General features: G+C 66.3%; 10 protein-coding genes. All 10 read left to right on the top strand.

Annotated features, from left to right (window positions below; genetic code table 11):
- On the top strand, nt 1-436 hold a 436-nt coding region (locus AC1D01_RS08255; RefSeq protein WP_477865569.1), incomplete at its 5' end, for a PilN domain-containing protein.
- Nucleotides 437-449: 13 nt separating this feature from the next.
- The gene (locus tag AC1D01_RS08250) at nt 450-1142 is read left to right on the top strand and encodes a type IV pilus inner membrane component PilO (protein ID WP_477865570.1); all 693 of its coding nucleotides are present in this window, start codon (nt 450-452) and stop codon (nt 1140-1142) included.
- A gap of 47 nt (nt 1143-1189) precedes the next feature.
- Nucleotides 1190-1687, top strand: coding sequence for a pilus assembly protein PilP (locus tag AC1D01_RS08245; RefSeq protein ID WP_477865568.1), 498 nt, complete (start codon nt 1190-1192; stop codon nt 1685-1687).
- Nucleotides 1688-1710: 23 nt separating this feature from the next.
- On the top strand, nt 1711-3855 hold the full coding sequence (locus AC1D01_RS08240) for a type IV pilus secretin PilQ (protein WP_477865567.1): 2145 nt from the start codon (nt 1711-1713) through the stop codon (nt 3853-3855).
- Between the two features lie 31 nt (nt 3856-3886).
- Nucleotides 3887-4291, top strand: a complete 405-nt coding sequence (locus AC1D01_RS08235; protein WP_477865566.1) for a hypothetical protein — start codon at nt 3887-3889, stop codon at nt 4289-4291.
- Between the two features lie 61 nt (nt 4292-4352).
- The gene (locus AC1D01_RS08230) at nt 4353-4886 is read left to right on the top strand and encodes a shikimate kinase (protein ID WP_477865565.1); all 534 of its coding nucleotides are present in this window, start codon (nt 4353-4355) and stop codon (nt 4884-4886) included.
- A 60-nt stretch (nt 4887-4946) separates the two neighbouring features.
- The gene (gene aroB, locus AC1D01_RS08225; RefSeq protein ID WP_477865564.1) at nt 4947-6038 is read left to right on the top strand and encodes a 3-dehydroquinate synthase; all 1092 of its coding nucleotides are present in this window, start codon (nt 4947-4949) and stop codon (nt 6036-6038) included.
- A gap of 3 nt (nt 6039-6041) precedes the next feature.
- The gene (locus tag AC1D01_RS08220) at nt 6042-7205 is read left to right on the top strand and encodes a deoxyguanosinetriphosphate triphosphohydrolase (protein WP_477865563.1); all 1164 of its coding nucleotides are present in this window, start codon (nt 6042-6044) and stop codon (nt 7203-7205) included.
- Nucleotides 7206-7208: 3 nt separating this feature from the next.
- On the top strand, nt 7209-7874 hold the full coding sequence (locus tag AC1D01_RS08215) for a transposase (RefSeq protein WP_477865562.1): 666 nt from the start codon (nt 7209-7211) through the stop codon (nt 7872-7874).
- A 133-nt stretch (nt 7875-8007) separates the two neighbouring features.
- Nucleotides 8008-11694 (top strand): glutamate synthase-related protein (locus tag AC1D01_RS08210; RefSeq protein WP_477865561.1); only part of this gene is annotated, 3687 nt, incomplete at its 3' end.

Below are 11694 nucleotides of genomic sequence, written 5' to 3'. Positions count from 1 at the left end.
CATCGCATCCTTGCGTGCCGAGATCGACGCGCTCAAGGCACGGCAGAAAGCGGTCGAAGACCTGCAGATCGATCGCAACCTGCCGGTTCACGTGCTCAACGAACTCGTCAAGCAGACGCCCGAAGGCGTCTATTTCAGCAGCATCAAGCAGGAAGGCCAGGTGCTGCAGCTGACCGGCATCGCGCAGACCAACGAGCGCGTGTCCGAGCTGCTGAGAAACACGAGCAACAACTCCGAATGGCTGACGAAGCCGGAGCTGGTCGAGATCAAGGCGGCCACCGTGCAGACGGCCAGCCGCGAGCAAAAGCGCCTGTTCGACTTCTCGATGCGCGTGACCATCAAGCGCCCGCAGGATGTCGACGCGGCCGCAGTCGCTGCCTCGGCCGTCGTGCCGGGTGCTGCGGCCAGCGCCGCCGTCGCTGCGAAGAAGCCCTGACCATCGAGACGCCATGGCAACGAAAGCGAAATCCGTCAACGTCGATCTGAACTCGGTCTTCGGGGCTGCCGCCTCGCAATTCCGGGGGCTGAATCCCAATGAACCCGGCCAATGGCCGATGCTCCCCAAGCTCGCCACCTGGCTCGTGCTGGCCATCATGGTGGTCGTGGTGGGCTGGTTCCTGCTGCTCGCCGGTGTCGACGAGCAGTTGCAGGCCGAGCGCGACAAKGAACCCGTCCTGAAGCAGGACTACCGGGGCAAGCTGGCGCAGGCCGTGAACCTCGAAGAATTGCGCAAGCAGAAGCTGCAGGTCGAGGAATACGTGACCCAGCTCGAGAAGCAACTGCCCGGCAAGGCCGAGATGGACGCGCTGCTGTCGGACATCAACCAGGCGGGCCTCGGCCGCGGCCTGCAGTTCGAGCTGTTCCGTCCTGGCCAGGTGCTCGTGAAGGAGTACTACGCCGAACTGCCAATCTCGATCCGGGTGACGGGGCGCTACCACGACATCGGCGCGTTCGCGGCCGATGTGGCGAACCTCTCGCGCATCGTCACGCTGCACAACATGCAGATCGCGGCTGCCAACACCAGAGACGCCAACGGGTTGCTGGGCATGGACGCGACGGCCAGAACCTACCGCTATCTGGATCCGAACGAGATCACAGCGCAGCGCCAGGCTGCGGCGAAGGCCGCGGGAGCGAAGAAATGACGGGAACCACATTGCGTTGGCCGGCAGCCGCCTGTGCGAGCGCCATCATGGCGCTCACCCTGACCGCCTGTGGCGATGCGCAGGACGAGTTGCAGCAGTGGATCGAGCAGCAGCGCCGCGAGGTGAAGCCGAACGTGACGCCGCTGTCGCCGCCGAAGAAATTCAACCCGCAGGCCTACCTGGCCGGCGCGGGCGTCGAGCCGTTCAGCGCGCAGAAGCTGACGGTGGCCATCAAGCAGGAATCGCGGCAACCGAATTCGTTGCTGGCTGCGGAGATCAACCGCCGCAAGGAACCGCTCGAAGCGTATCCGCTGGACAGCATGGCGATGGTCGGCAGCGTGACCAAGCAGGGGCGCCCGTACGCGCTGCTGCGGGTCGACAACCTGCTGTACCAGGTGAAGATGGGTGACTACCTGGGCCAGAACTACGGCAAGGTCACCAAGATTTCCGAGACGGACGTCTCGTTGCGCGAAATCGTGCAGGACGCGGCGGGTGAATGGATCGAGCGTACGAGCTCTCTTCAGCTTCAGGAACGGGCGCGGTGAAGAACATGCAGGAGAAACAGATCATGGGTAAGTGGCAAGTTCGAAGCGTTGCGCTCGCGTTGCTCTTCGGCGCGTCCTTGTCTGCGTGGGCGCAGAACGCCATCCAGTCCATCAACAGCTCCCAACAGGCGGGTGCAGAGGTCGTGCGCATCGAGTTGTCCGAGCCCTTGGCGGCGGTGCCGACCGGCTTCACGGTCCAGACGCCGCCACGCATCGCGCTGGACCTGCCGGGGGTCGGCAATGCGATGGGCAAGTCGAACCTGGAGATCAACCAGGGCAACATCCGCTCGATCAACGTCGCGCAGTCGGGTGACCGCACGCGGTTGGTCATGAACCTGAAGACAGCATCGAACTACCGGGCGCAGCTCGAAGGCAAGGTGCTGGTGGTGGTGATGGAAACGGCGGCACCGGCCGGCGGCGTCGCTGCCACGGCCAAGGCGCCGGTGGCGGGTGAATCGACCCGTTTCGCGGAGAACCTGAACGACGCGCCGATGCCGCTGAAGGGCATCGACTTCCGCCGCGGCCAGGATGGTGCGGGCCGGGTCGTGGTCGACCTGCCGAACAACCAGGTCGGGGTCGACATCCGCCAGCAGGGCCAGAGCCTGGTGGTCGAGTTCCTGCGCTCGAACCTGCCGGAGAACCTGCGCCGCAAGCTCGACGTGACCGACTTCGGCACGCCGGTGCAGAGCGTCTCGACCTTCCAGAACGGTGACCGTGTGCGCATGGTCGTCGAGCCGCGCGGCGCCTGGGAGCACAGCGCGTACCAGACCGACAACCAGTTCGTGCTGGAAGTGCGCCAGCAGAAGCAGGATCCCAACAAGCTGGTGCAGGGCCCGGGCTATGCGGGCGAGAAGCTGTCGCTGAACTTCCAGAACATCGAGGTTCGCGCGCTGCTGCAGGTCATTGCCGACTTCACCAACTTCAACGTCGTCACGAGCGACACCGTCACCGGCAACGTGACRCTGCGCCTGAAGGACGTGCCGTGGGACCAGGCACTCGACATCATCCTGCAGGCCAAGGGCCTGGGGCTGCGCAAGTCGGGCAACGTGATCTGGATCGCGCCGAAGGACGAGCTCGCGTCGAAGGAGAAGATCGACCTCGAGGYGAAGGCGCAGATCGCCAACCTGGAGCCGGTGCGCACGCAGTCGTTCCAGCTCAATTACACGAAGGCCGAAGAAGTGGCCAAGGGCCTGACCGGCCAGAATACGGCGGGTGGCAGTGGAGCTGCGTCGCGCATCCTGACGACACGCGGCAGCGTGATCTTCGAGACCCGCACCAACCAGCTGTTCGTCAGCGACATTCCCTCGAAGCTCGAGGAAATACAGGCGATGATCGCCAAGATCGACGTGCCGGTGCGGCAGGTGCTGATCGAAGCGCGCATCGTCGAAGCGAACGACAGCTTCGGTCGCTCGCTGGGGGCGAAGCTGGGTTACTCCGACCTGCGCGGCCTCAATGGTGGCGTGCCCGGATTCAACACGGGCGGCAACATGCGGGTGGGGGTCGGCGGCAACATCAATGCGATCGGCGTGCAGACCGGGCAGGCCACTCCGCCAATGCTGTACAGCGATACCAATTTCGTCAGCCTGCCGGCCACCCGCCAGAACGACTACAACGCCGCGACGTTCGCGCTCTCGCTGTTCGGGGTCGGTGCCAACCGGTTCCTGAACCTGGAGTTGTCTGCGCTGGAAGCCGAGAACAAGGGCAAGATCCTGTCGAGCCCGCGCGTCATCACGGCCGACCAGGTGAAGGCCTTGATCGAGCAGGGCACGGAACTGCCGTACCAGACCGCCACGTCCAGCGGCGCGACGGCCATCCAGTTCCGCAAGGCGAACCTGAAGCTCGAAGTCACGCCGCAGATCACGCCGGAAGGCAACGTGATCCTCGACCTCGACGTGACCAAGGACACCGTGGGGCAGGTGACCTCGCAGGGCCTGGCCATCGACACCAAGCACGTGCGCACGCAGGTCCTGGTGGAGAATGGCGGCACGGTCGTGATCGGCGGCATCTTCACGCAGGACGACCAGGAGAGCGTGACCAAGGTGCCTTACCTCGGCGACATTCCCTTCCTCGGCAACCTCTTCAAGACCAGGACGAAGTCGTCGAGGAAGACCGAACTGTTGATCTTCATCACGCCGAAGGTCGTGAGCGATCGCACTGCGGTGCGCTGATATGACTGGCCTCAGAAATCAGGTACTTGACATGAACTACGTTGTACTCAATCGGCTTGCCGCGGCTACCTTGGTGTCGTTCGCGTTGGCGTCGTGCGGTGGGAGCAGCGATGACGAGGCGGGTTCGCCCACGGCGTTCGCGACCATCCCGACTGAAGTTACTTTTGCAGGTGCGGCCACTGCACCCGCCACGGGTTGCGCGGGTGGCACGGCCGAGATCGCGGTTGTCGGCGGGGTTGCGCCCTATTCGGTGAAGACGACGTTTCCGGACGTGATTTCCTTCAACACCACGACTGTCGGAAATCGAGGCGGCACCTTCAGGATCACGGTGGCATCGGGCATCTGCCTGAATCCGGGCAACGTGATCGTCACCGACAAGCTGGACCACGTGGTCACGGTGAAGGTGACGTCGACGGCGACCGTTCCCGCCAGTTGAGGGTCTGACGCAGCATGACGCTGCCCGGCCCTGGAACACCCGCCTTCTGCTGCGTGTCCTCGTGGAATCCGACGCCCGCCCGCTGATCCTGGTGGGCATGCCGGGTGCCGGAAAATCCACGATCGGACGCCAGCTCGCAAAGCGGACCGGGCGAACATTCCGTGATTCGGATGCCGTGCTCGAAGAGCGTTTCGGCTGCAGCGTGCGGAGCTACTTCGAGCGCGAAGGCGAAGCCAGCTTTCGGGATGCCGAGTCCGCGGTGCTCGATGAGTTGACGAAGGAGCAGCAACTGGTCGTGGCGACCGGCGGCGGCGTGGTGCTCCGGGCGTCCAACCGGGCGCTGATGCGCGAGCGCGGTCAGGTGGTCTACCTGAGCTGCCATCCCGACGAGTTGTTTCGCCGGCTGCGAAACGACAGCCAGCGTCCGCTGCTGCAGGTCAGCGACCCCCGTGCACGCCTGCGCGAACTCCACCAGCAGCGCGATCCCCTCTACCGCGAGGTGGCGCATTTCGTGATCGAGTGCAGTCGAGCCACGGTACCGGCGCAACTGGGCAAGCTGATGATGATGCTCGAGTTGGCGGGAGTGATCGGCTAGCCTGGAACACTCCCGGGCGCGTCGCCGAGCTTGCACGCGACGGGCGCTAAACTGGTCGCCATGAGTGACGAACGAAGCGCAGTCAGCATCGACCTGGCGGACCGAAGCTACGACATCCTGATCGGTGGCGGTTTGCTCTCCGATCGGCRGATCGTCGATGACTTGCCGCGGGCCAGCACCGCGGTCATCGTGTCGAATCCGACGGTGGCCGGGTTGTATGCGCATCGCTTGCAGACCTTGCTGAAGACGAAGTCCGATCAGTGCATGGTCGTCGAACTGCCTGATGGCGAGATCCACAAGGACTGGTCGTCGCTGGAACGCATCTTCGGCGCCCTGCTGAGGGCGGGCGCCGACCGCAAGACGGTGCTCTACGCCCTGGGCGGCGGCGTGGTCGGCGACATCACCGGCTTCGCGGCGGCCTGCTACATGCGCGGCATTCCCTTCGTCCAGGTGCCCACCACCTTGCTGGCCCAGGTGGATTCGTCGGTCGGCGGCAAGACCGCCATCAACCACCCACTGGGCAAGAACATGATCGGCGCGTTCTACCAGCCGCTGCGCGTGATCGCCGACCTGGACACGCTCGACACGCTGCCCGACCGCGAGGTCTCGGCCGGGCTGGCCGAGGTCATCAAGTACGGCCCGATCGCCGACGACACCTTTCTCGGCTGGATCGAAGACAACCTCGACGCGCTGCTCGCGCGCGACAAGAAGGCGCTGGCCCATGCCGTCAAGCGCTCGTGCGAGATCAAGGCCTGGGTCGTCGGCCAGGACGAACGCGAAACCGGCCTGCGCGCGATCCTGAACTTCGGCCACACCTTCGGCCATGCGATCGAGGCCGGCCTCGGGTTCGGAACCTGGCTGCATGGCGAGGCTGTCGGCTGCGGGATGGTGATGGCGGCCGACCTGTCGCACCGCCTCGGCCTGATCGACGCGGCCTATGCGCAGCGCATCACCCGGCTGGTCGAGCGCGCGCGATTGCCGATCCGTGGCCCGCAGCTCGGCGCCGACCGCTACCTCGAACTGATGCGCGTCGACAAGAAATCCGAGGCCGGCGAGATCCGCTTCGTCGTGATCGAGGCGCCGGGGCGCGCCGCGCTGCGGCCGGCACCCGACGACATCGTGCGCGAGGTGCTGGCGGCCCACGCTGCCTGAACCATGTCGGCCCTGCGTCCGGCCGGAGGAATGCAACCGTATGCCTGCGATCCGCAGCACAGCGGCGGCCGCCGGCTGCACGAGTCGCCCGCGCCCACCCGCAGCGAGTACCAGCGCGACCGCGATCGCATCGTGCACAGCACCGCCTTCCGCCGGCTGGTCTACAAGACGCAGGTGTTCCTGAACCACGAAGGCGACCTGTTCCGCACGCGGCTGACCCATTCGCTGGAGGTGGCCCAGCTCGGCCGCTCGATCGCCCGCAGCCTCGGCCTGAACGAGGACCTGGTCGAAGCCATCGCGCTGGCCCATGACCTCGGCCACACGCCGTTCGGCCACGCCGGCCAGGATGCGTTGAACGACTGCCTGCAGGCGGTGGATCCGCACAGCGGCGGCTTCGAGCACAACCTGCAGAGCCTGCGTGTCGTGGATTCGCTCGAAGAGCGTTATCCCCACTTCGACGGGCTGAACCTGACGCTGGAAACCCGGGAGGGAATCCTGAAGCACTGCTCCGGCCCCGCCGCCGCACGGCTCGAGGCCCGGGAGCCGAACGGTGTCGCGCACCGCTTCGTCGCGCGGCTGCGTCCAGGCCTGGAAGCGCAGCTGTGCAACCTGGCGGACGAGATCGCCTACAACGCGCACGACGTGGATGACGGCGTGCGTTCCGGCCTGTTGAAGCTCGAGCAACTCGACGAGGTGCCGCTGTTCGCGCGCTGCAAGGCCGAATCGCTGGCGGCCCACCCCGGCCTGCGCGGCAAGCGGCTGCTGTTCGAGAGCATTCGCCGCATGCTGTCGGCCCMGGTCTACGACGTGCTCGACGCCAGCGCCGCGGCGATCGCGCTGCAGGGCCCGCGCAGCGTGGCAGACGTTCGCCGGGCGCCGCCGCTGATCTGCTTCAGTGCTCAGATGGCAGCCGACAGCGTCGAACTGAAGCGTTTCCTGCGGCACAACCTCTACCGGCACCCGCAGGTCGTGGCGACCACCGACCGGGCCAAGCAGGTGGTGCGCGAGCTGTTCGCGATCTACCGCGAGGCGCCGCAGGAATGGATGTCGGCCGGCGAATCGCGCACGGCCGGGCTGCGGCAGTTGGCCGACTACATCGCGGGGATGACCGACCGCTACGCGTTGCGCGAGCACGAGCGCCTGACCGGCCGGCGGCTGTTCGACTGAGCCATGGCGCGCCTCGCCCGCCTGTGCATTCCCGGCCAACCGCACCTCGTGCAGCAGCGCGGGCACAACGGCCAGCCGGTGTTCATCGACGAGGCCGACATCCGGGGCTTCCTGCGGATGCTGGCCGAGGCCGCGAAGGCGAACGGTGTCGCGGTCCATGCCTATGGGCTGGCGACGGGCGAAGTGCACCTGCTCGCGACGCCGACTGCGGCCGATTCGCTGAGCCGGCTGATGCAGGCGATCGGGCGGCAGCACGGCCAGGCCTTCAACCGCCGCCATGGCCGTTCCGGCAGCCTGTGGGATGGCCGCTTCCGTACCGCCCCGATCGATGGGGAACAGCACTTGCTTGCTGCCATGCGCTTTGTCGAGTCGGCCGTGCCGGACCTGCGCGCCTCCAGTGCGTCGCACCACCTTGGGCAGGCGACCGATCCCGTCGTAAGCGACCACTCTCTCTATTGGGCATTGGGAAACACGCCATTCGACCGGGAGGTGAAATACCGCACATGGTTCGAGCAAGGTGCTTCTTCGGCTGAAGCCGAGCGCTTCCGGCGTGCGGTCACGCAAGGATGGCCGCTCGGAGAGGCCTCATTCATCGACAGCTTGTCCCAGGTGACGACGCGCCGGCTGGCGGCGCGTCCGCGGGGGCGGCCGCCGAAAACCGCCGTTTGATATGTCCCCAATTATTCCAAGCGCTAAGCTCGCAAAGCTCAAAAAGGTATCTGACCCCATTTATTTCGATTGAAGCCCCTGTTGCAGTGCAGTATTCTTCGCGTCCATTCCAGATTTCCGGACGGAGTACGCCATGACCCAGGCCGACCAAGGTGGGGCATCTCCCGCTGACAGCGCAGACGCCGCTGAACTGCAGCAAGCGGCCGAGCACGGCCTCTACGACCCGGCGAACGAGCACGATGCCTGCGGCGTCGGCTTCGTCGCCCACATCAAGGGCCACAAGGCGCACAGCATCGTTGCGCAGGGCCTGAAGATCCTCGAGAACCTCGACCACCGCGGCGCGGTCGGTGCCGACAAGCTGATGGGCGACGGCGCCGGCATCCTGATCCAGATTCCCGACGAGTTCTACCGTGCCGAGATGGCGACGCAGGGGGTCGTGCTGCCGCCGCCCGGCGAGTACGGCGTCGGCATGATCTTCATGCCGAAGGAACACGCGTCGCGCCTGGCCTGCGAGCAGGAGGTGGAGCGCGCGGTGCGGGCCGAGGGCCAGGTGCTGCTGGGCTGGCGCGAGGTGCCGGTCGACTCGGAGATGCCGATGTCGCCCACCGTGCGCGCCAAGGAACCGATCATCCGGCAGGTCTTCATCGGCCGCGGCCCCGACGTGATCGTGCAGGACGCGCTCGAGCGCAAGCTCTACGTGATCCGCAAGACGGCGTCGAGCGCGATCCAGCGCCTGAAGCTCACGCACAGCCGCGAGTACTACGTGCCCAGCATGAGCTGCCGCACCATCATCTACAAGGGCCTGCTGCTGGCCGACCAGGTCGGCAAGTACTACCAGGACCTGCAGGACCCGCGCGTGATGTCGGCGCTGGCGCTGGTGCACCAGCGCTTCTCGACCAACACCTTCCCCGAGTGGCCGCTGGCCCACCCGTACCGGATGGTGGCGCACAACGGCGAGATCAACACCGTCAAGGGCAACTTCAACTGGATGCGCGCCCGCGAAGGCGTGATGAAGTCGCCGGTGCTCGGCGACGACCTGAACAAGCTCTACCCGATCACCTTCGAGGGGCAGTCCGACACCGCCACCTTCGACAACGCGCTCGAGCTGCTGACGATGAGCGGCTACTCGCTCGCGCACGCCGCGATGATGATGATTCCCGAGGCCTGGGAGCAGCACGCGACGATGGACGAGCGCCGCCGCGCGTTCTACGAGTACCACGCCGCGATGATGGAGCCGTGGGACGGCCCCGCCTCGATGGTGTTCACCGACGGCCGCCAGATCGGCGCCACGCTCGACCGCAACGGCCTGCGCCCGTCGCGCTACATCGTCACCGACGACGACCTGGTCGTGATGGCCTCCGAATCCGGCGTGCTGCCGATGATCCCGGAGAACAAGATCGTCAAGAAGTGGCGCCTGCAGCCCGGCAAGATGTTCCTGATCGACTTCGACCAGGGCCGCATCATCGACGACGAGGAACTGAAGAACCAGTTCGCGCTCGCCAAGCCCTACCGCCAGTGGATCGAGAACGTGCGCATCCGCCTCGATTCGATCGAGCTGACCGGCGAGCCGCGCGAGTTCGGCGAATCGCTGCTCGACCGCCAGCAGGCCTTCGGCTACACGCAGGAGGACATCAAGTTCCTGCTGAGCCCGATGGCGCAGGCCGGCGAGGAAGGCACCGGCTCGATGGGCAACGACTCGCCGCTCGCGGTGCTGTCGGACAAGAACAAGCCGCTGTACAACTACTTCAAGCAGCTGTTCGCGCAGGTCACGAACCCGCCGATCGACCCGATCCGCGAGGCGGTCGTGATGTCGCTGGTGTCGTTCATCGGCCCGAAGCCCAACCTGCTCGACATCAACGCGGTGAACCCGCCGATGCGGCTCGAGGTGTCGCAGCCGATCCTCGACTTCGCCGACATGGAGCGGCTGATCGAGATCGAGAAGCACACGCACGGCAAGTTCAAGAGCCATGTGATCGACATCACCTAYCCGCTCGCGTGGGGCGACGAAGGTGTCGAAGCCAAGCTCGCGTCGCTGTGCGCCGAGAGCGTCGATGCGCTGAAGAGCGGCCACAACATCCTGATCATCAGCGACCGCGCGATGAACCGCGGCCACGTCGCGATCCCCGCGCTGCTCGCGCTGTCGGCGATCCACCAGCACCTGGTGCGCGAGGGCCTGCGCACGACGGCCGGCCTGGTCGTCGAGACCGGCTCGGCGCGCGAGGTGCATCACTTCGCGGTGCTGGCGGGCTACGGCGCCGAGGCGGTGCACCCGTACCTCGCGATGGAGACGCTGATCGGCCTGCACAAGGAGCTGCCGGGCGAGCTGTCGGCCGACAAGGCCATCTACAACTACGTGAAGGCGATCGGCAAGGGGCTGTCGAAGATCATGTCCAAGATGGGCATCTCGACCTACATGTCGTATTGCGGTGCGCAGATCTTCGAGGCGATCGGCCTCGACAAGGTGCTGATCGACAAGTACTTCCGCGGCACCGCGAGCCAGGTCGGCGGCATCGGCGTGTTCGAGGTCGCCGAAGAGGCGATCCGCATGCACCGCGCGGCCTTCGGCGACGACCCGGTGCTCGAGAACATGCTCGATGCCGGCGGCGAGTACGCCTGGCGCGTGCGCGGCGAGGAGCACATGTGGACGCCGGACGTGATCGCGAAGCTGCAGCACAGCGCGCGCGCGAACAAGTTCGACACCTACAAGGAGTACGCCCAGCTGGTGAACGACCAGTCGCGCCGCCACATGACGCTGCGCGGGCTGTTCGAGTTCAAGGTCGACCCGGCCAAGGCGATCCCGCTCGACGAAGTGGAGCCCGCGGCCGAGATCGTCAAGCGCTTCGCGACCGGTGCGATGTCGCTCGGCTCGATCTCCACCGAGGCGCACGCGACGCTGGCCGTCGCGATGAACCGCATCGGCGGCAAGTCGAACACCGGCGAGGGCGGCGAGGACCCGGCTCGCTACCGCAACGAGCTGAAGGGCATCCGGATCAGCGCCGGCACCAAGGTCAGCGACGTGATCGCCAACAAGGTCATCGAGGCCGACTACGAGCTGCAGGAGGGCGACTCGCTGCGCTCGAAGATCAAGCAGGTGGCGTCGGGCCGCTTCGGCGTCACCGCCGAGTACCTGTCGTCGGCCGACCAGATCCAGATCAAGATGGCCCAGGGCGCGAAGCCGGGCGAGGGCGGCCAGCTGCCGGGCGGCAAGGTCACCGACTACATCGGTTTCCTGCGCTACTCGGTGCCGGGCGTCGGGCTGATCTCGCCGCCGCCGCACCATGACATCTACTCGATCGAGGACCTGGCGCAGCTGATCCACGACCTGAAGAACGCGAACCAGCGTGCGAGCATCAGCGTGAAGCTGGTGTCCGAGGTCGGCGTCGGCACCATCGCGACCGGCGTGGCCAAGGCCAAGGCCGACCACATCGTGATCGCCGGGCATGACGGCGGCACCRGCGCGTCGCCGTGGAGCTCGATCAAGCATGCCGGCACGCCGTGGGAGCTCGGCCTCGCCGAGACCCAGCAGACGCTGGTGCTGAACCGGCTGCGCGGCCGCGTGCGCGTGCAGGCCGACGGCCAGATGAAGACCGGCCGCGACGTCGTCATCGGCGCGCTGCTGGGCGCCGACGAGTTCGGTTTCGCGACCGCGCCGCTGGTGGTCGAGGGCTGCATCATGATGCGCAAGTGCCACCTGAACACCTGCCCGGTGGGCGTGGCCACGCAGGATCCGGTGCTGCGCAAGAAATTCCAGGGCCGCCCGGAACACGTCGTCAACTTCTTCTTCTTCATCGCCGAAGAGGCGCGCCAGATCATGGCGCAG

The organism is Rhizobacter sp. P3_B12 (assembly GCF_056402895.1).
Note: the sequence above shows the minus strand (reverse complement) of the source record. Positions and strands in the feature narration are given on the sequence as shown.

Coding starts and splice junctions, on each gene's coding strand:
- AC1D01_RS08245 (WP_477865568.1), top strand. CDS start 1,190: ATGGCGCTCACCCTGACCGCCTGTGGCGATGCGCAGGACGAGTTGCAG.
- AC1D01_RS08235 (WP_477865566.1), top strand. CDS start 3,887: ATGAACTACGTTGTACTCAATCGGCTTGCCGCGGCTACCTTGGTGTCG.
- AC1D01_RS08215 (WP_477865562.1), top strand. CDS start 7,209: ATGGCGCGCCTCGCCCGCCTGTGCATTCCCGGCCAACCGCACCTCGTG.